The sequence below is a fragment of the uncultured Phyllobacterium sp. genome (assembly GCF_902479695.1).
Taxonomy (GTDB): domain Bacteria; phylum Pseudomonadota; class Alphaproteobacteria; order Rhizobiales; family Rhizobiaceae; genus Phyllobacterium; species Phyllobacterium calauticae.
On record NZ_CABSQF010000065.1, the window covers coordinates 1 to 19,951 of the forward strand.

Consider the following 19,951-nt stretch of genomic DNA (forward strand, 5'->3'; position numbering starts at 1 on the left):
GCCGGGGCGGCGGACAGCGGTAAGGGCGGAGACTACGCGAGCGCACCAGCTAGCGCGCTCGACGCAAGAGCCCGGGCGCAGGGCGAAATCTCGTGTGACGTCATGAGTTCATCTCCTCTTGGCAGTCTTGGGGTCTGCGGTTGAGATCGTGCACAGGCAACGTCAGGGCTGCGGGGCCGTTCCCTTTTGCATAGCGGAAAATCGTATTGTGCTGGATCACATCTGATTGATCGGTGCTTGAGCACCCGCCACACTGGTGCTATCGCAGCGCCAGCAAGGGTTGCTTTTTATTGTGAGTCCCGCGACGGACCCCGATTGCTGACGAAGCTCTTTATTGAGAACTGGAATTCATTGTGAATCGCATTGTTCCGCTCGTGCTCGCTGTCGCCCTGTTCATGGAACAGATGGACTCGACCGTCATATCCACATCCCTGCCCGCCATTGCCGCCGACATCGGTACAAGCCCCATCGCGCTGAAACTCGCGCTGACCGCCTATCTCGTCTCGCTCGCCGTGTTCATCCCGGTCAGCGGCTGGATGGCCGACCGTTTCGGCGCAAAGAATGTGTTCCGCGCGGCCATCGTCGTGTTCGTGCTTGGGTCGATCGCCTGCGCAGCCTCCAACTCGCTGCTGGCGTTCGTCGTCTCACGCTTCGTGCAGGGTGTCGGCGGTGCCATGATGACGCCGGTCGGCCGCCTGGTTCTGGTGCGCTCGACGCCGCGCAGCGAGCTTGTCGGCGCCATGGCCTGGTTGACCGTGCCGGCACTGGTCGGGCCGCTGGTCGGGCCGCCCATCGGCGGGTTCCTCACCACCTATTTCACCTGGCACTGGATTTTCCTGATCAACGTGCCGATCGGCGTGCTTGGCATCTGGTTCGCAACACGTTACCTGCCGGATGTGGAAACGCTGATCCAGCGCAAGCTCGACGTGCCCGGTTTCTTCCTCAGCGGCATCGCCGCATCCGGCGTTGTGTTCGGGCTTTCCGTGGTCAGCCTGCCGGCGCTCCCCGCATGGGTCGGGTTCTCGACGCTCGGCGTCGGCATCGTTTCGACGGTGCTCTACCTCATCCATGCCAAGCGCACGCCGGAACCGCTGCTGGCGCTCGACCTGTTCAAGAACCAGGTGTTCCGTGCCTCGATTTTTGGCGGCAGTCTTTTCCGCATCGGCGTCGGTGCGACACCGTTCCTGCTGCCGCTGATGTTCCAGATCGGCTTCGGCATGACACCGTTCCAATCCGGCCTCATGACCTTCATATCGGCTGCCGGTGCCATCGGCATGAAATTCGTGACCAAATGGTTCTTCCGCAAGACGGGCTTCCGCAATGCGCTGATGTATGGATCGCTGATTGCCGCAAGTTTCATTGCCATGAATGGTTTCTTCACGCCGGAAACACCGACCGCGCTCATTCTTGGCCTGCTTCTGGTCAGCGGCTTCTTCCGCTCACTGTTCTTTACCGGGGCCAATGCACTTGCCTATGCGGAAGTGCCGAATGAACAGACCAGCCTTGCAACACCGATCGCATCGGTCGCCCAGCAGATATCCATTGCCTTGGGCGTTGCGGTTGCCGGCGGCATTCTGGAAGTGTCCACCAATCTGCATGGCGGGCCGTTGCAGCTCTCGGATTTCCACACGGCATTCTTCCTGGTGGCCGCCATATCGTCGCTGGCATTCTTCTCGTTCATGCCGATGAAGCCGGATGCGGGCGCCGAAGTATCCGGGCATTACCCGGATGCGAAGCCCGCGCCTGCCGAATAGACCGTCGTTTAAGACCGGCCCTTGAAATCACGGGCGAGCAGGTAAAGCTCCACGGACTCGGCGCGCGAGGCCGGCGGCTTGACGTGATGCACGGATTTGAAGTGCTGCTTGAGCAGGGTCAGCACTTCGTTTTCCGTGCCGCCCTGAAAGGTCTTGGTCAGGAAGTGACCACCCGGCCGCAGCACGGAAACCGCAAAGTCCGCCGCCACTTCGCACAGATGCGTCGTGCGGATATGGTCGGTGCGGCGGTGCCCCGTGGTGGGAGCCGCCATGTCCGACAACACGATATCCGGCTGCCCGCCCAGCGCTTCGATCAGTTTGTCCGGCGCGGCATCGTCGAGGAAATCCATCTCGAGCAGCGTCACGCCCGGCAAGGGGGGGATGTGCAGATAATCGATGCCGACAACCGTCGGCGCATCCTCGGGAGAGCCGACGATCCCCGCCGCAATCTGGCTCCAGCCACCGGGGGCGGCGCCCAGATCGATGATGCGCTGACCCTTTTTCAGGATCTTGTAGCGGTCGTCGATCTCGATCAGCTTGTAGGCCGCGCGCGACCGATAGCCATCGGCCTTTGACCGCTGCACATAGGGATCGTTGATATGACGTTCCAGCCAGCGGCGCGACGATTCCTTGATCGTGCCCGCCTTCTTCTTGATCTTGGTATGCAGGCCGCGCGTACCCGTACCGCCGCGCCCGCCTGTTGTTGTCTTAGCCATTGGGAATGTACGCCCCTCTTTTACGCGACATTGGCGCGAAACCACCGATTGCGCCACGCGCCATCGCGCGACATGAGTTCAGTCAAAATACCTTCGCGCAGGCCGCGATCAGCCACGCGCAGCTTCTGGCTGGGCCAGACATTGCGGATTGCATCCAGAATGGCACAGCCGGCAAGAACAAGATCCGCCCGGTCTGCACCGATGCAGGGATTGGCAACCCGTTCGTCAAAACTCCACGACAGGAGCTTGCTCGTCATCTCGGTCACGTCGTCGTTCTGCATCCAGATACCATCGATGCGGCGCCGGTCATAGCGGTCCAGACCAAGATGAATGCCGGCAAGCGTCGTCACCGTTCCGGACGTGCCGAGCAGGTGAAAATTCTGGCTGTTGACGAGATCGCCGAGCTTGTGCCTCTCCGAGAAATCATTGAGGAGTTCCGCCACGTGATTGACCATGACGGCGAAATTGTCAGTCGTCACATCGCGGCCGCCAAAACGCTCCGCCAGCGTGACGACGCCAACGGGCAGCGATGTCCAGGCAATGATATGCTCGGCCAGACGCGGCGAACGGCGCTCCGACAGGTCGATCAGGGCAATCTCGGAGGAACCGCCGCCAATATCGAACAGAACAACCGCATCGGTTTCGCGCTCGACCAGCGTGCCGCAGCCGGAAACCGCAAGGCGGGCCTCGGTCTGGCGGTTGATGATCTCCAGATCAAGGCCGGTCTCATGCTTGACCTGATGCAGGAATTCGGCACCGTTTTCCGCCTGGCGGCAGGCTTCGGTGGCGATGAGGCGGGCGCGCCGCACATCGTGGTTTTCCAGCTTGTCGCGGCAAATCTTCAGCGCCTCGATGGCTCGGCTCATGGCATTCGGGCTCAGGCGCCCGGTTGCACCCAGCCCCTCGCCCAAACGGACAATGCGCGAAAACGCATCGATCACACGGAACTGGCCCGGCCGCGTCGGCGTTGCCACCAGCAGGCGGCAGTTGTTCGTGCCCAGATCCAGCGCTGCATAGAGCGGAGCACCGGCATATCTGGGTTCGCGCCGCGGGTTGTCAGGTTCGGATGGTTTGGCCGGACTGTTCTGTTCCACAGTCGCCGCGACAACGGTTTCCTGTTGTTTTGCGCCGGAACGCCCCCGGCGCCTGTGGCGGTTGGGGCGGCGCTTTTTGCCGGTTTTGACCGGCGCTGCGGCGTCGGCTTCTCCCGCCGGATGCGCAGGTGCGGCGGAGGCAACAGGGTTTTGTGCCGAAACAGCACCGTGTTTCGACTTGCCGCGCCGACGGCGGCGTGCCCGTTTCTTGGGGTTTTTCTCGAAGCGTCCTTCCTGGGAATCGGACCGGCTCTCCTGCGGTTGACGCGCAGAATCCCCTTGTGGTCCGGGTCCGTTCTTGGCGGGACCTGGGATGCCATTCGACACCGTATGACCGCCAGACGCCCCTTCATTCGACGCTTTGCGGGCGCCCGATTCGGGGTCTTTCAAAATCTTATCCTTCGGGCGCCGCGCGAACCTCTGGAGGACGCAGGCAAGGCGCTTGTTCATTAACGTTGAAGCCAATGTAACATCATTTGCCGAATATAAAAGTGCCTGAGGCAAATTAGGCGGCCAGGACAGCATGTTGAGAGGTGGAACCGGGCATTTCCAGCACCCGATATCGGCGGCCATGAGCCCCAGCCCGATGCGGGCCTGCAGGCCGCCTTGCGGCAGCGGCCGCATAATTCTGCAAGGGCCTGCCCGTGGGACAGGCCCTGCGCTTGTCGTCAGCCGAACTTCACCAGATTAAGGACGGCAAGCGGGCCGCCGGGGAACCCCGCCATCTTCTCACCCGTCGCCAGGCTGCCCAGATCGAGCGGGAAAAAGCCAAGCTTTTCAAACAGGGCGCCGACCTTCGCCTTGGCGTCCGCATCGTCGCCGGAATAGAACAGCACGCGCTGACCGCCTTCGGCCTTGGGGTCGCCGGCAAGCACGGCTGCGGGCAGATGGTTGAGCGCCTTCACCAGTTTTGCGCCCGGCACGAGATCGCCGACGACGTCGCTCGGCAAGCGCCCCTTGAGATCAACGGGCTTGAAGGACGGGGCTTCGATGGCATTGTTGGCGTTGATGACGATGCGTCCGTTCCAGGCGGGCAGACCGGCCAAAGCCTGCGGCAGTTTCGACCAGTTGACGGCAATCACGACAATATCCGCGCTTGCCGCCTGCTCTACGGTGCCGGCCTTGATGGACGACCCGAGTTCACCAACCAGTTCCTTCAACGAGTCCGGTCCGCGGCTGTTGGAAATGGTTGCTTCGATACCGGCCCGGGCCAATGTCCGCGCAAAAGCCGTGCCGATCAGCCCGGCTCCGATAATACCAATGCTCATGATCTTGTTCCTTTTTGCGAATGCATGAAATTGCATGACCTGAGAATGGGCCATCCATTCATTGACGAAAAGCGGGTAATGGCTTTAAATATTTTCAATCATCAATTGAAGGTATGGATATGGAGACCCTGGCCAATCTGGAGTCGTTCGTGCGCAGCGCCGAAACCGGAGGTTTCTCGGCAGCGGCGCGGCGCCTGTCACTGACGCCTGCGGCGGTCAGCCGGAACGTGGCCATGCTTGAACGCAATCTTGGCGTGCGGCTGTTTCATCGCAGCACGCGAACTCTTGCCCTGACGGAGGAAGGCGAGCGCTTCCTGCAGGCGGTCCGCACAAATCTCGAGGATCTGCAGGCGGCGATCGCCAATGTTGCGGCGCATCGCGACGAACCCGCCGGTGTGCTCAAGGTCAGCATGAGCCCGACGCTCGGCATCGGGTTTGTCATGCCGCTGCTCCCGGCCTTTCTCGAGCGCTTTCCGTTGATCCGGCCGGAATGGCATTTCGAGAACCGGCAGGTCGACCTGATCGCGGAAGGTTTCGACGCAGCCATCGGCGGCGGCTTCGAACTTCTGCCCGGTGTCGTGTCCCGATCGCTTGCAACCCTTCATCTCATAGCCGTGGCGTCTCCGGCCTACATGCGGGGCCGCGCATTTCCAGCGGATCCGGCCGGGCTGGCGACGATGGACGGGATTGTATTGCGCCAGCAGCGCACCGGGCGCATTCCGGTGCGCATGATGCGCAACAGCGCTGGCATGGAAATGCCGGCGCATATCCGGGACAGGATTGTGGTCAACGACCCCGCCGCCATGCGTCAGGGGGCTCTGCTCGGCCTGGGCGTGACCATCCTCTCGGCCCCCGTTGCCCTGCCGCACCTGGAAAATGGCGAGCTCGTGCGCCTCTTGCCGGACTGGTATGCCGACGCCGGGGCCGTATCGATCTATTATGCCAGCCGCAGGCTGCTGCCCGCAAAAACGCGGGTATTCGTTGATTTTATCGCCGAGGCGTTCCGGCAGGGAAAGCTGACGAAAAGCTTTGCGGGCGTTCTGGGATAGAATGAACTCTCTTGAGAACGGCGCCACCGGGGAGCGGCGCCGCGCCCTGCTTCAGATCAGATCAGCCGGTTGCATTCAACCATATGCTTTTGACGCCGTATTTTACCGTCGCTGTCCGCAATGTCGCGCCGCGTCTTGCTTTTGACCGACGGGATGGGCTTGGCTGGTTTGACAGTGGCAACCGGTGCTTGGGTAACCGGCATCCTCATGCCTTTCAGAAAGCTCAACACTCGTAATAACATCATGATTTTTCCTCCAACGGAAATGCCATAGGGCCGCTGTGGACCGGTGATCCAGCGGTTAGACGTGCAGCATTTTGGCAAGTGGACGCACCCTATCACCGTTCCGCCACCAGAGATACAGGGCCGCAAATAAACCGCAAATCATGACGATTGTTTTGCTATCGCCTTTTGGATATCCTCGTTTCAGATTTGGCTCTTCGCAGCGTCAGAGGTTCTCGACCCGCCAATCTCGTTCCAAAATGACGACGGTTTTTTGAACGTTGCATGACGACTGATCTCCGGCACCCGCCGGGATGAGAACACAGCAGGCCAGCTTCCGCTGCTTGCCACTTCCAAAGGAGGATTGGCATGTTCACGCGCACATCACATTCCATCGTCCACTTCGACGCACCATTCGTGTTGAAGGGTGTGGACAAGCCATTGCCCGCCGGCGATTACGACGTGGATCAGGATGAAGAACTCATTGACGGGTTGTCCCGCGCTGCGTATCGCCGCGTGGCCACCTACATCCATGTTCCGGCCCGGTCGTCGAAGCTTGGCACCCGGCAGGTTTTCCCGATCGACCATTTCGATCTGGAAGCTGCGCTTCTCGAGGATCAGTCCCGGCCCGGCTAATCACTTCCCGCCCCGATCCCTACCCGAAACCTGAAGGAGAACCACCATGGCTAAAGGTCAACAACGCAGCAACCGCGAAGTACGCAAACCAAAGAAGGACAAGGTTGAGGTAAAGACCGCTGTTCCGTTTGCAAGTTCGATCGGCAAACAGACGGAAGTCGCCAGCAAGGGCAAGCCCAAGAGCTAAGGGCATGCCTGGCACGCCAACACCCGATTGTTCAGGTGCGGCGCCATCCCGATGATGGCGCCGCACCGCACATGCATACCACTGTCCCTGCGGTCGCTCCCCTTCTTCCAGCAATACAACCCGAAACACGCGTCAAGAGTAAAATTAGAACAAAACAGGAACAAATTTCTTTTCACGTGGACCGGATTGTGCCATTCTGGATTGCGAAGGAGAATCCAATGAATGCGATATTGAAACAGCCGGACGACGAAATTGACGAGGCATTGGCTTATCATCAGGGTGATGTTCGCGCGACAATAGCGGCGCTTCTGGCCGAGCGTGAGTTCCTGTTGCGGGAGATTGAATATGCCTCCTTGGCCATGTCCTATGGCTTTGCGCGGGGCTGGACACCGGGACAGAATCGGATTGCACGATAGACTTGTGAACCGCCGCGTGCGATGATTGTGGCTCAAAAATGCGAGACACGATGAAACACAGTCCAAAACAATTGCCTGAAGTTGGTGTCCGCCCGAAGCGGGTTCTCAGTCCTTCGGAACAGAAAAGCCTGGCCACAACCGCAGCTGCATCCGCCATTATCAATGACGAGACCGCAAAGTGGGAAAGCAAGACCGCGCGCCTGAAGGCATTGCGTCTGGCCAAGGAAGCGGAAGAAGAAGCTGAGAACGCCTTGAAGCCAGCCAAGAAGCCGGCAAGGGCCAAGGCAAAGGTGACGCTCGCCACCAAGGGCAAATAGCGCCCCATACTTATCATGCCCGACGTTGACGAGGCCTTGCGGCCGCGTGTGAACCCGTTTATCCGCATCGGGAAATGCTTGCGCTTTATTAAATGATCGCTGGTATTGGCGAAATATTGTTCAATAAAAACATCAGAATCATTAGTCGAATTCCGCTAAGTTTTTATAATTAAATTATTTTTTCTGGCGCAGCATTGACGGAATGTCTCACAGTCACTATGTATGCCCCATCGGTATTTGGTAGTTTGTTATTAGTTTTATTGCGCCAAAGCGCTCTCAACGATCCTTCTTCAAAAATCGAGCTAAAACTATCGTGCAGTCGCATGGTAGGTGACCAAAACATATTCCTTGAAAGGGTTCATTATGAGCACTGGAACAGTAAAGTGGTTTAATTCCACAAAAGGCTTCGGCTTCATTCAGCCAGACGATGGTTCGGCAGACGTGTTCGTTCACATCTCCGCAGTTGAGCGCGCTGGTATGCGCAGCCTCAATGACGGTCAGAAGATCAGCTTCGAGCTGGTTCGTGACAACAAGTCCGGCAAGATGACTGCTGACCAGCTTCAGGCTGGCTAAAAATAATTCGTCTTCGCGTCTTTGACCACGGATGTACTGGCACTGACAGCAGAGATGAATTTGAGAAGGTCGGGTTTACCCGGCCTTTTATTTTGCCCTGAATTCAGGCGCGCACTCCAAAAAACCAAGACATTTCAGCGCATTCCCCAAGAAAACTCTGGAAAGAATTTCCGCGGCATCCCAGAGTGCGAGTCACTCTTGCGCCGGCATCGGAAATGGCTGGCATATATCGCGTTGTTTGAAGGAGCGTTCCGCTTATGAAAGTTCTCGTCCTTGGAAGTGGCGTCGTCGGCGTCACGTCAGCCTGGTATCTCGCCCAGGCGGGCCACGAGGTGGTGGTGGTCGACCGGCAGCCCGGTCCGGCTCTGGAGACGAGTTTTGCCAATGCCGGTGAAATCTCACCCGGCTATTCCTCGCCATGGGCAGGTCCCGGCGTTCCCCTCAAAGCCATCAAATGGATGCTGATGCATTTCGGTCCGCTCGTCGTGCGGCCGAAATTCGACCCCTATATGGCGCTGTGGCTGGTGCGTATGCTGCGCAACTGCACGTCGGCGCGCTACGCCCGCAACAAGATCCGCATGGTCCCCATCGCTGAATACAGCCGCGACTCGCTGCGTGATTTGCGTGCGGAAACCGGGATCGCCTATGACGAGCGCAGTCAGGGCACCCTGCAGCTCTTCCGCAAGCAGAGCCAGTATGACGGCACGGGCGGCGATATCGAAGTGCTCAAGCAGTTCGGCGTGCCCTATGAACTCCTTGATCCCGCAGGTTGCATCGCCGCCGAGCCGGCCCTTGCCAATGTGCGGGAGAAATTCGTCGGCGGTCTGCGTCTTCCCGGCGACGAAACCGGTGATTGCAAGATTTTCACGGAGAAGCTGGCGGCCCTTGCGGCCGAGAAGGGTGTGACCTTCCGCTACAACACCACTGTTACCTCGATCAACACCAGCGGCAATCGCATTGCCAGCGTGTCGACGGAGACGGAAGAACTGACGGCGGATGCCTATGTGGTTGCGTTCGGCAGTTATTCACCATTTCTGCTGCGCCGCATCGGCGTACCGGTGCCGGTCTACCCCATCAAGGGCTATTCCATCACCGTACCCATCGCCGATGCCAGTTGCGCGCCGGAATCCACTGTCATGGACGAGACCTACAAGGTGGCAATCACCCGGCTCGGCGACCGCATCCGCGTCGGGGGCACCGCTGAAATCTCCGGCTATGACCTGACCTTGCGCGATGCGCGCAAAGCCACATTGCAGCATTCGGTCGGCGATCTCTTCCCCGGTGGCGGCGATCTGTCGAAGGCAACCTTCTGGACCGGCCTGCGCCCGATGACTCCGGACGGCCCGCCCATTATCGGTGGCGGCACCAGATACCAGAACCTCTACCTCAACACCGGCCACGGCACCCTTGGCTGGACCATGTCGTGCGGTTCCGGCCGGGTGCTGGCTGACATTATTTCCGGCAAAACGCCGGATGTCGACGCATCGGAACTCGGCATCGGCCGCTACGCCTGAGCTTTGTGAAGCAGGTGCCTTCCGCCCCGCGCATGCTGCCACGGGCGGAGGGCAACCAATCCACGACACCATCCATGCGCCAGCTAAGCCATTTAAAACATTACAAATTGTTTAGGTTGACGTTCAGTTTTGGTTCATCTCGCCCCTCGTAAAACAGCATGGTGTTTGATCATGAACCCTGCAATGAACGAGGAACCAACATGAAAAAGATCGCCCTGGCAGCCCTTGCCATTTCGCTGATTGCAACACCTGCAGCCTTTGCGCAGCAGCAGCAAGGCTATGGCCACCAGCAGCAGGACCGGATGGTCAAGAAGCGGGTCGTCAACGAACGCACCGTCGTGAAGAAGACGCGCTGGGTGCGCGGCCACAAGCTGCCCAGCAACTATCGCCGCAACGTGGTGCGCGACTATCATCGCTATCACCTGAAGACACCGCCGCGCGGCTATCATTGGGTACGCGTCAACAATGACTACGTCATGGTCAGCATCGCATCCGGCATCATCGCATCGATGATCCAGGGCCGGTAATTATCCCGGTCAAACCAGAGCGGCGCTTCGGCGCCGCTTTTTGTTTCTAGTCGACAAATATCCGGACGCTTGCGGCACGGCCGGCAGAATCGATGACCGTCAAGGTCGAATAACCGGCTCCATCGGGCACCCACTGATTGTCACGACGGCGCGACATATCGGGCAGAGGTTTGCCATTGGCCAGCCAGCGGAACGGCGCCCGCCCCCCCTGCAGTTTCAGCGCGAGGGGTGACAGGGTCCCGCCGGTCTTCGCCCCAAGCTCGATCCGCGCGCCTTCGGGCGGATAGACGATCTGCGGCGCCGGTTCGCGCGTCGTTGCAGCCAGCAGACCGCTCGATGTCCGGGTGAAGCGGCGCTGGCTGATCGGCAGTTGCGCCTGCGCGATGCGCACCGCACCGCCCGGCGCGCGCGGCAGCGGCGTAACTGGTACGCCGGATTTGACAAAACCCTCGAACAGGATCGGTGCCGCCGTGCCGAAACCGGTGATACCCGGCACAGCGCCATTATCCGGACGGCCGACCCAGACGCCAAGCACGTAGTTGCCGTCGAAACCGACCGACCACGCATCGCGGTAGCCGTAGCTCGTCCCTGTCTTGTAGGCGATGCCGCGCTGCGCGGCGCCCAGCGGCGGCATGACACCCGACAGGATATCAGCGACATGCCATGCGGCCACCGGCTCCAGCAACGGTTCGGCTTCGATGGGCTGCGGCTTACCCTGAATGCCATCCCCCAGAAGCACGGGCCTGCCGCGATTGGCCAGCGCAGCGTAGAGCTGCACCAGGTCTTTCAGCGTAATGCCGACACCGCCGAGGCCGATCGCCAGACCCGGCGCTTCATTGGCGGGAAGCACGGGTCTCACCTCCGCCCGGCGGAAGCGGACCAGCAGACGCGTCGGGCCCACCGCGTCAAGCAGGCGGACGGCAGGCACGTTCAGCGACAGTTGCAGCGCCTGCCTGATGCTGACGTCGCCCTGATAGCTCATGTCGAAATTGCGTGGCCGGTAACCGAAGAAGTCGGCTGGACGGTCCTCGATGATCGTCTCCTGCGAAACGAGCCCGTCCTCGAAGGCGAGGCCGTAGATAAAGGGTTTCAGCGTTGATCCGGGCGAGCGCATCACCCGCGTCATGTCGATCCAGCCGGAGCGGCTGGCATCGAAATAATCGGCAGAGCCCACTTCGCCGACGATTTCACCGCTGCGGGCATCGGCCATGACCATGGCGATCGATACTTTGGGGCCAAGCTTGGCCGCCGCAGCCTTGGCAACGGCTTCAAGGCCCTGCTGGATCGGGCGGCGCAGCGTGGTCTGATGCCGGTTGACCTGCGGCTCCCGGCGCAAGGCGGCTTCCGCCAGATGCGCGGCATAGGCCGGAAGCTGCAGGCGGCGGGCGGGAATGGGCACCAGCCCGGCACGTTCGGCCTCACCCTCACCCACCACTTTGGCAACGGCCATGCGGTCCAGAACCCGTTCGCGCGCTGTCTCGGCTGCAGCGAGATTGCGGTCGGGCCGGCGCTTTTCCGGCAATTGCGGCAACGCCACAAGCAAGGCGGATTCGGATACGGTCAGGCGGCGCGGCTCCTTGCCGAAATAGGCGAGGCTGGCGGCACGGATACCCTCCAGATTGCCGCCATAGGGCGCGTGCGTGAGATAGAGATCGAGAATCTGCGCCTTGGTCAGACGGCGTTCGATCTGCAGCGCACGCACCAACTGGGCAAATTTTGCACTGAGCGAGCGCCCTTCCCGCGGTTCGATCAGCCGCGCCAATTGCATGGACAGGGTCGAACCGCCGGAAACGATGCGGCCGTTGCGGACCAGTTGCAGTGCGGCGCGGGCCACGGCCCGCGGGTCGACGCCGCGATGCTGCCAGAAGCGCTGATCCTCGTAGGCGACAAGCATGCGAATGAACTGCGGATCGACATCCGCGGCCGTCGTCCGCAGGCGCCAGCGCCCCTCCGATGTGGCGAAGGCACGGAGCAGCTGGCCATTGGCATCGACCACTTCCGGCGAGACTTCCACCGCCTTTTCCAGCGGCGGCGGAAACTTTTTGTCGGCAAGATCCAGGCCGAAGGCCAGCGCCGTCGCCACTACAAGATTGGCGGAGATGCCGATACAGAATGTGCGCCACGTGATCATCGGATCAACCGGTCTTGAGCCAAGGCTTGTTTACTGTGCCGCCACGACCTCCATCCGGCCCGTGGCCGTGCGTGCGGAGAATTGCGGACGATACATGTCCTCAACGCTGGCTGCCGGATGATCGTAGGTACCCGGCGTCACGGCCCGGACCACATAGGCCAGGGTGATTTCCCTGTTGTCGCCGGTGTTGCGATCGAAGGCGGCAACGAAACGGTCGCTGCGGAATTCCGTATGGGCGGCTTCCACCTCGCCGATCCAGTCGAAATTCGACAGTTGCGCACTGTTGACGAGGCCGGGATTGTCGATCTCGAAACCGGCGGGCAGAAGATCGGTGATCAGCACCCGCGACGGCCAGTTGTTGTTCTCGGTGACCTTGAGGACAACGACATAGCGCTCATTCTGCTTGGCTTCGCTGACATTGGCTTCCGATCCGTCGAGCGTGTAGTAGGTCCGCTGGATGTTGAAGCCATTGCCGCCAGCGGGCAAAGGCTGGGCTGGTGCGGCAACGGTTGTCACGACAGCCGAAACGGCCTCGGTCGATCCGTTGGTGATGCTGACCGGCTGGGCGATCAGCTCGTCGCCGGTCATCCGCGCGGCATAGCCACCCGTGTGCGCCACGCCATTGACGGCAAGTTTCAGATCGTTGTCGCCGCCCTGGATGGCGCGGGCAGCCAGCAGCATCCAGGTCTGTTCCTGCGTGCTGGTATAGATCTTGCGCTCCCATTCCTTGGCAACGATCTGCGACAGCTGCGGAATGATGGCCGGGACCGGGCGGCTTTCCGCTGCGAGCGCCAGAACCGCCGCATCGTCACGCAGGGACGAGCCATAATCTGAGCGCACAAGGCTGACATTGGTCGCCTTGGTCGACATCTGCAGCGAATTGGTAAAGATACTCTGCGACCGCTGTGCATCCCCGTAAAGCGCCAGGGCCGCCGCCAGATGGGCGCGCGACAATGGCGTCGGGAATTCGGACAGTTTCGTGTCGGCGTAGTAACGCAGATCGCTGACGGCAGCCTTGCGGTTGCGGGCGAGAACATAGAGCGCATAGGCGATCTGATTGCCCTGATCCTTGACATTCACGTCATAGCTCAGCGAATTCTGCAGGTTTTCCAACGCCTGGACGAGCGCCTTTTCCGGCACGTCATATTTCTGTTCGCGTGCGCGGGTCAGGAAGTCCGTGACATAGGCATCAAGCCAGAGATCACCCGAACCCGGACCCCACAGGCCGAAACTGCCGGAAGAGGACTGGTAGGACAGGACGCGGAAGATTGCCTCCTGCACCCGCTTCTGCACATCGCCATCGTCGGCCAGGCCCGACTGCTTGGCCAGTTCGCTGAGGTAAAGCAACGGCATGGCGCGGCTTGTCGTCTGCTCCGCACAACCATAGGGATAACGGTCGAGCGTCATGAGCAAGGCCGGTATGTCGAAGGCCGACGACCGCGACACGTTGAGGCTGACCGATGCGCCCTGCAGCAGGCTGCTCGCCAGCAATTCGCGGTCGATCTTCAGCGTGCTGTTCGGTGCGATCTTGATGGGATTGCGCACCGTGATCGGCAGCGACGCCGGACGGACCGGAATGTTCAGCGATTGCTCCAGCGAAATACCTGCCGCGTTTGACAGTTTGACCGAGACAACGCCGTCACCCGGCTGCTGGCCCTTGAGCGGCAGTGTCAGATTGAACTTTCCGCCCGCCGTCAGTTTTACCGTCTGTGCGGCCGCCTGCTGCTCGACGCCGATGGCCTGATTGCTCGTCACCTGCAACTGGTAGTCGCCTGCCGGGGCATCCGTATTGGCGATATCAAGCCGCAGCGCCGTCTTGTCTCCGGGCGCCAGGAATTTCGGCAGGCTTGCCGTTACCACGACGGGATCGCGAATGATCACATCCTTGCTGGCATGGCCGACACCGGCCTTGGACCAGGCAACCGCCATGACCCGCGCCGTCCCGTTGAACTGCGGGATATCGAAGCTCACATTGGCCTTGCCCCCCGCGTCAAGCTTGACCGGACCGGAGAAGAACGCAACGAGCTTTTCCGTGGGCGGGCTGCCCTGCAACGGCATCTGAGCGCCATCGCCGCCGGTGCGCAGACGGCCGGCGGCACCCTGCGAGCCATCGATCAGACGGCCATAGAGATCGCGGATTTCCAGGCCCAGCTGCCGCTGGCCAAAATACCAGCCATCGGGATTGGGCGCCTCGTAACGGGTGAGATTGAGGATACCGACATCGACCGCAGCAACCGTGACATAGGCCGTATCACCAACGCCTACGCCGGTCACCTGAAGCGGAATATTCAGTGGCTGGCGCGGCAATGTTTTCTCGGGCGTATCCAGCTTCACCGCAAGATTGCGGTCGCCCGGATTGACCCCCAACCATTTCACGCCAATGGCGCGCATCGGCATGTGGCTGTCCCGGTCATTGCCGGGACGGTAGAGCGTTGCGGTGACATAGGCACCGGCACCCCAGTCCGCCGTGACCGGAATTTCCACCTCGCCGCCTTCAGCGGGAATGCTCTGGCGCTTGGTCGCCACGAGGCTCTCGGCACCGACCGTCACCAGAAGCTCGCCGGCAAAACGCGGCGATACCTTTAGCTTTGCCGTATCGCCCGGCGCATAATTCTGCTTGTCGAGGGCGATCTCCAACCCGTCCGGGGTCTCGGTCGACGTAGCGGCAACATAATATCCCGCGTCGAATTCGACACTGGATGTCGGGCCTTCGACGTCTGCCGTTTCAACCTCCAGGCGGAAGCGGCCCCAGGTCACGGGAACGGAAATCTCTGCGCCATCGGCGGTTGCATCGACCGTGCCGTTGGCAACCAGCTTGGTCGAAATGATGGGCTCATATTTCCACGAACTGCCATCCCGGTACCATTGGTAATTGCGTTCGACGGCAACAAGTTTCCAGCTCAGGCCGCTCATGGCCTGTTTCTGGCCGTTGTTGTCAACGCCGATCACATGGAATTTGCCGATGGCATTTTCGGCCAGATCCCCATCGAACTCAGGCTTGATGCCAATCTTCGCGCCCTGTGATTTCACTGGCAACGTCAAATTGCGTTCAATGGCCCGCCCGCCCGCCTCCTGCATGCGCACGACGATATTGGCGTTGAGCAATTGGGTTGTTGACGGGACTTCGTTCAGCGTCACGTCGAACGTTGTCTTGCCGTTCTCGTCGAGTGCCTGCAAATCCTCGAGCGGAATGCGCGTATCCTGGTTGCCCTGTTCATCGGCCAGACCAAAGCGATAGCCTTTGAAATTGGCATCCTCGTGCGTCGGCTTGAGGCTGACCTCGCCCTCCAGCGTGAGACCTGCCGCCGGCGCACCATAGAGGAAGCGGCCATCGACACTGACCGGCGTGGGCGTGCCCACGGTGATGGCCTTTGCCTCGCTCGTCAGGTCGAACTCGACCCGGTCGGGAACAAAATCTTCGACCATGAAGGACTTTTCGGCGATGGGCGAACCCTTCGGGTCGGTGTAGATCTGCATGTTCCAGGTGCCGCGCATGGCATTCGCCTGCAGGGCCAGATCAAGCGTATGGCCGCCAAGCGCTGCGCCATCGCTGACCATGCGGCGGTCTTCGACCCCATCCGGGCGGCGGAATACAAAGGTCAACGGCAGATTCTCGATCGCCTTGGCGCCGATATCGCGGGCAAGGGCCGACGCATGCACGGTTTCACCGGCACGGTAGATGCCGCGCTCGGTCCAGGCGAGCACATCGATTGCGCCCGGAGCCGTGCGGCCGGTCACACCGCGGTCGGACAGGTCAAAACCGGCCCGCGTCATATCAAGAAAGACATAGTCCGCATCGCCGTTCTTGGCGGTGATGACAGCCGGTGTCATGGCGGCCGTGCCGCGCAGCAATCCGGCGGTAAATGTCGCACGCCCGTCCGTGTCGGTGATCGCGGTGCCCAGGATTTCATTGTTCTTGGCCAGGAGCTGCAGTTCCACGCCGATCAATGGCTGGGCGGTTGCGAGCGACCGCGCAAAGACATTGAGCCCATCGGTACCGGTGTAGGTGGAGAGCCCGATATCGGAAACGACGAACCACTGGGTCGCCTGCGAATCCCATTCATTGCTGTGGGCATCGGTGGAGACGGCGGTCAGGACATAGACGCCCGGCTTGCGTTTCGGCAAAGCCTCGTCAACCGGGAAACTGGTGACGACATCCTTGTTGAGGTCGGATTGGATATCGATCGCCCCCTGCCAGACCAGTTCGCCGGACTCATCCTGCAGTTTCTGGGCGTTGTAGCTATCAATCTGGGTGAGGAACTGCGAGCTGGTGAGCAGCGAGGCGATGCCGCGGTCGCCGATGCGGTATAGCTTCAGGTTGGCGCTCGTGGTATTGACCGAGACAATCGGGATGCCACGGCGCGCCGTGCTGGGCAGCACGAAACTGTCACCGGTAAAGCGCACGACGGCCGAGCGGTCCTTGACGTAGATATCGAGATCAACCTGGCCTTCCAGCGCTTCACCGACCGAAGATGGCAAGCCGGCACGCAGCGCCAGCTTGTAGCGCTGGCCGTGGGTCAGGCCTTCCACGCAAATCTCACTACCCTTGGCTTCGACCGCCTTGGGAGCGACGCCGTCCAGCGTCACGAACGGCGCATAATCCGTACCCATTTTGACCAAGGGCTCGGAGAACTGCACGCAGGCGCGCGGCGCGGCGCTATCCGCATCGATGGTGTGATTGACGATACGGAATCCCTGGCGGGCCTTCAGATCGAGATAGGCGGCGTTGACGGTCTTCGCATCGACAAGCGCAAGGCTCGCCTTGTAGGCGTTGAGCGCGGCGCGATAGTTCTGGGCATTCTGCAACGCGGTTGCCAGCACCGCGAGAGCGTCGGCACGGCTCTGGGTCGTGCGCGTCAGGAGATAGCCATTATAGGCGGCCAGCGCCGCTTGGCCGGCAACATAGGTGTCCTTGTCGGCGCGGTTGGCAGCGCGGGCGGTCTCCACCCACAGATCCGCATCCTCCGGCGAAACCGCCAGCGCGCCCTTGAAGGCATTCAACGCATTCTCGATATTGCCGGCGGCGAGCTGCGCGCGGGCCGTTTCCTTCAGGCTGGCGGCGCCCTGCCCCTTCTGCTCGTCCGTCAGGGCGAGACGTGCCTTGACCTGGCGCGCATCCTGCACAAGCTGGTCGGACAGGAATGCCAGTCTTGGCGGCGCGCCGATATCCGGCTCGCTCGTCGTTTCGACCACCTTGCCGGCGATGGCACCGGGAAAACTGTGCAGTTCATTGAAGTCGGACTTCATGAAGCACCATTTCACCTTGGGATTGTAGGTGAAGGCCTTGCAGCTTGTCTCGGCCAGACAGACCGCCTCGCACTGGTCGAGGGTCACGTCCTGTTCGGTGCGCAGATCAAAACCGAAATAGTCGCCATCCTTGGTCGTGACAATGTCGCGATTCGTTTCGGCGGCACCGGCAGGTGCCCCTGAAACCAAGGCTGAGAGAAGAAAAACCGAAAAGCCGATAACCGCGCGCATAGACATGAAGTCCTCCCAACGCAACCCGTATGGTGGTGAGCCGCACTGTTCAAACTTCAGTATAACTTGTCAACAGATCATGCGGTGGGAGCGCGGTTGTCTTCGGCGATTTCCGAACGGATCCACGCCTGGAAATTCTGCATTTGCTGGGTCGGCTTGCGGTTTTTCGGCGAAACCAGCCAATAGGCGATATTGGAGGGCACGCGCAGCGGAAAGGGTGCGACCAGCCGGCCGTCTGCCAGCGCGTCTTCGACGAAGAGCTCCCAGGCCAGCATGATGCCTTGCCCGCTGATCGTTGCTTCGACCGCCAGCCATGGATCGGAGAATGTCGGGCCATCAAAGGCGAGCGGGCCATCGAGCCCGGCAGCGGCCTGCCATTCATCCCAGCTGAACATGGGGTTCTCGTAACAGATGATCGGCTGGCGGAAAATATCCGCCGGTCCGGTCAGGCGTTCGGCAAAGCCGCGCGTGCAGACCGGGAACATCCTTTGCGGCAGCAGGCATTCCGGCGTGCCATCCCGCCACTCGCCGCTGCCAAGCCGGATCGCGAGATCGATGTCGGAACTCTTCAGGTCGAGCACCCCAGGCGAAGGATCGATGCGGATCTTCATCTCGGGATGCGCTGCCCGCAGCCGGCCCAGTCGCGGCACCAGCCACTTTGACGCGAAGGTCGGGGCGACGGAGAGAAGCAGGGTCTGCTCGACATCGTCCGCCAGCGCCACGGCGCGCGACAGATGCTGAAAGCCCTCTTCAAGCCGGGCGATGAACGCCTTGCCGAAGAAGGTCGGGACCAGCCCCGCCCGGGTCCTGTCGAACACCGCATGGCCGATCTGTGCTTCCGTCCGGATCAATTGCTGGCTGACCGCACTGACCGAAACGCCAAGCTCGGTGGCGGCTTTCGGCAATGATCCCAGCCTCCCGATTGCCTCGACAGCGCGCAATCCGTTGATGTGAACCCTATTCAAATTCTTCATCATGCAAATTCTTCATCCAGTTTTTCTACATCAAGATATCGCCATTCTTGATTGCTGACCGCAGAGAACGGGACCAAAATAACACATTCCTCGATTCATGGGAGCTGTGTGATGAAGATTTTCTGGCTAATAAAATGGTTTGCAGAGACTCTCGTTCCGCCCAGCGAGGAGAGCAGTCCTGTCGATCATGATGCGCTGGATCACTGGCGCCGTGATCCGCTCTCTCACCCGGCACTGCAAGCCATGGGCCTCGATGAACTGGCCGACCTGCCCTTCGATCCATGCGGTCTGCGCAGTTGCTGACAAAAAAAAATGAGTACCGGAGGTTAAGCGTAGCCTGCCTGCCAACCGTATCGGAATGGGACAGCGATATGGAAGGAGTAAGATCGTATTTCTATCCGGCAATGGCCGCGCGCGAAGTGACCTTCATGGCCCAGATCAAACCCGCCGGTTCCTCTGGCGGGCTTATTTTCTGCGCTGCCTCAAAACCTGACCGTCAGATCGGCTTTGACGGCATTGTCGTTGACGCCGGAGGAGAACTGTCCGGTATAGGTGAGGCCCAGCGTGGTGGCCCTGCCGATATCGAAGGCGAGGCCGGCCTCCACCAGCGCCGCATCGGCGGCAACCGGCAGGCCGCTGACATCGAAGCTCTCGCCGCCGCTGGCAAAGGCCAGCTGCGCCTGCGGCGTGACATCGCCGTAAGCATGCCGCCAGCCGGCCATGCCGCGTGCCGTCAGGCTTGCGGCGTTGCCAAGGGTGAAGGCACGCGAGGCTCTCAGCCCGAGTGTCGTCGTCGTCAGGTCCGTGGTGGATGATGGCGCCGACAGGGCGGCAATGCCGCCGGTCTCGGTGAAGCCTGCTGTCTTCAGGTGGGTATGGGCCGCCGCGGCGAAGGGTTCGAGCGCCGCATAGGGCGTCTCGATGCGGTAAGCGGCCTCGCCGAAGATTTGCACCGTGTTGGCGCTGTAGCCGGCGGTGTCCGTCTCGGCCAACGAGCCGAAGGCGACCGTGCGGCGCGTATCGATCTCATGATGCGCCAGCACCGTGCCAAGGCTCAATGTCAGTGCATCGATCTTCGTGCCGCCATAGACACCAA

The 19,951-nt window shown here is 60.9% G+C and carries 18 protein-coding genes; 10 read left to right on the forward strand and 8 right to left on the reverse strand.

Annotated elements, in window-relative coordinates:
* The first annotated feature begins 353 nt into the window (after window positions 1-353).
* Window positions 354-1,754 (forward strand): MFS transporter, encoded by a 1,401-nt coding sequence (locus RDL77_RS23225; RefSeq protein ID WP_223611624.1) that lies wholly within the window; start codon window positions 354-356, stop codon window positions 1,752-1,754.
* 8 nt (window positions 1,755-1,762) lie between these two features.
* Here RDL77_RS23225 and RDL77_RS23230 read toward each other — a convergent pair whose 3' ends face one another.
* The 3 genes from RDL77_RS23230 to RDL77_RS23240 all read right to left on the reverse strand — a co-directional run bounded on the left by RDL77_RS23230 (window position 1,763) and on the right by RDL77_RS23240 (window position 4,832).
* Complete coding sequence (locus RDL77_RS23230; RefSeq protein ID WP_182547714.1) at window positions 1,763-2,470, reverse strand: RlmE family RNA methyltransferase; 708 nt, start codon at window positions 2,468-2,470, stop codon at window positions 1,763-1,765.
* A gap of 20 nt (window positions 2,471-2,490) precedes the next feature.
* A complete protein-coding gene (locus tag RDL77_RS23235) occupies window positions 2,491-3,954 on the reverse strand; it encodes a Ppx/GppA phosphatase family protein (protein WP_288194874.1) in 1,464 nt (487 codons plus the stop codon).
* Window positions 3,955-4,232: 278 nt separating this feature from the next.
* Entirely contained in the window at window positions 4,233-4,832 is a 600-nt protein-coding gene (locus tag RDL77_RS23240; RefSeq protein WP_223611626.1) for an NAD(P)-binding domain-containing protein, read from the reverse strand.
* Window positions 4,833-4,951: 119 nt separating this feature from the next.
* Here RDL77_RS23240 and RDL77_RS23245 point away from each other — a divergent pair, with 119 nt between their 5' ends.
* Window positions 4,952-5,881 carry a LysR family transcriptional regulator gene (locus tag RDL77_RS23245; protein ID WP_288194881.1) on the forward strand — a complete coding sequence of 310 codons (930 nt, stop codon included), beginning with the start codon at window positions 4,952-4,954 and terminating at the stop codon, window positions 5,879-5,881.
* A 56-nt stretch (window positions 5,882-5,937) separates the two neighbouring features.
* On the opposite strand, the gene RDL77_RS23250 is transcribed toward RDL77_RS23245, so the two are convergent.
* Window positions 5,938-6,126, reverse strand: coding sequence for a hypothetical protein (locus RDL77_RS23250; protein WP_288194875.1), 189 nt, complete (start codon window positions 6,124-6,126; stop codon window positions 5,938-5,940).
* 345 nt (window positions 6,127-6,471) lie between these two features.
* On the opposite strand from RDL77_RS23250, the gene RDL77_RS23255 reads away from it, so the two are divergent.
* The 7 genes from RDL77_RS23255 (at window position 6,472) to RDL77_RS23285 (ending at window position 10,272) form a co-directional block, all read left to right on the forward strand.
* On the forward strand, window positions 6,472-6,738 hold the full coding sequence (locus tag RDL77_RS23255; RefSeq protein WP_223611628.1) for a hypothetical protein: 267 nt from the start codon (window positions 6,472-6,474) through the stop codon (window positions 6,736-6,738).
* Between the two features lie 46 nt (window positions 6,739-6,784).
* Complete coding sequence (locus RDL77_RS23260) at window positions 6,785-6,925, forward strand: hypothetical protein (RefSeq protein WP_171974043.1); 141 nt, start codon at window positions 6,785-6,787, stop codon at window positions 6,923-6,925.
* 71 nt (window positions 6,926-6,996) lie between these two features.
* A complete protein-coding gene (locus tag RDL77_RS23265) occupies window positions 6,997-7,341 on the forward strand; it encodes a hypothetical protein (RefSeq protein ID WP_308526422.1) in 345 nt (114 codons plus the stop codon).
* Window positions 7,342-7,391: 50 nt separating this feature from the next.
* Window positions 7,392-7,658, forward strand: a complete 267-nt coding sequence (locus RDL77_RS23270; protein ID WP_223611629.1) for a hypothetical protein — start codon at window positions 7,392-7,394, stop codon at window positions 7,656-7,658.
* 363 nt (window positions 7,659-8,021) lie between these two features.
* On the forward strand, window positions 8,022-8,231 hold the full coding sequence (locus RDL77_RS23275) for a cold-shock protein (protein WP_091881096.1): 210 nt from the start codon (window positions 8,022-8,024) through the stop codon (window positions 8,229-8,231).
* Window positions 8,232-8,488: 257 nt separating this feature from the next.
* Window positions 8,489-9,745 carry a D-amino acid dehydrogenase gene (locus tag RDL77_RS23280; protein ID WP_288194876.1) on the forward strand — a complete coding sequence of 419 codons (1,257 nt, stop codon included), beginning with the start codon at window positions 8,489-8,491 and terminating at the stop codon, window positions 9,743-9,745.
* A gap of 200 nt (window positions 9,746-9,945) precedes the next feature.
* Complete coding sequence (locus tag RDL77_RS23285; RefSeq protein ID WP_288194877.1) at window positions 9,946-10,272, forward strand: RcnB family protein; 327 nt, start codon at window positions 9,946-9,948, stop codon at window positions 10,270-10,272.
* Between the two features lie 46 nt (window positions 10,273-10,318).
* Here the strand turns inward: RDL77_RS23285 and pbpC are convergent, their stop codons facing one another.
* The 3 genes from pbpC to RDL77_RS23300 all read right to left on the reverse strand — a co-directional run bounded on the left by pbpC (window position 10,319) and on the right by RDL77_RS23300 (window position 18,858).
* On the reverse strand, window positions 10,319-12,403 hold the full coding sequence (gene pbpC, locus RDL77_RS23290) for a penicillin-binding protein 1C (protein ID WP_288194878.1): 2,085 nt from the start codon (window positions 12,401-12,403) through the stop codon (window positions 10,319-10,321).
* A 30-nt stretch (window positions 12,404-12,433) separates the two neighbouring features.
* Window positions 12,434-17,881 (reverse strand): alpha-2-macroglobulin family protein, encoded by a 5,448-nt coding sequence (locus tag RDL77_RS23295; RefSeq protein ID WP_288194882.1) that lies wholly within the window; start codon window positions 17,879-17,881, stop codon window positions 12,434-12,436.
* Between the two features lie 77 nt (window positions 17,882-17,958).
* A complete protein-coding gene (locus tag RDL77_RS23300; protein ID WP_308526423.1) occupies window positions 17,959-18,858 on the reverse strand; it encodes a LysR substrate-binding domain-containing protein in 900 nt (299 codons plus the stop codon).
* A gap of 108 nt (window positions 18,859-18,966) precedes the next feature.
* On the opposite strand from RDL77_RS23300, the gene RDL77_RS23305 reads away from it, so the two are divergent.
* Entirely contained in the window at window positions 18,967-19,158 is a 192-nt protein-coding gene (locus tag RDL77_RS23305) for a hypothetical protein (protein ID WP_288194879.1), read from the forward strand.
* Window positions 19,159-19,337: 179 nt separating this feature from the next.
* Here the strand turns inward: RDL77_RS23305 and RDL77_RS23310 are convergent.
* Window positions 19,338-19,951 (reverse strand): autotransporter outer membrane beta-barrel domain-containing protein (locus tag RDL77_RS23310; RefSeq protein ID WP_288194880.1); only part of this gene is annotated, 614 nt, incomplete at its 5' end.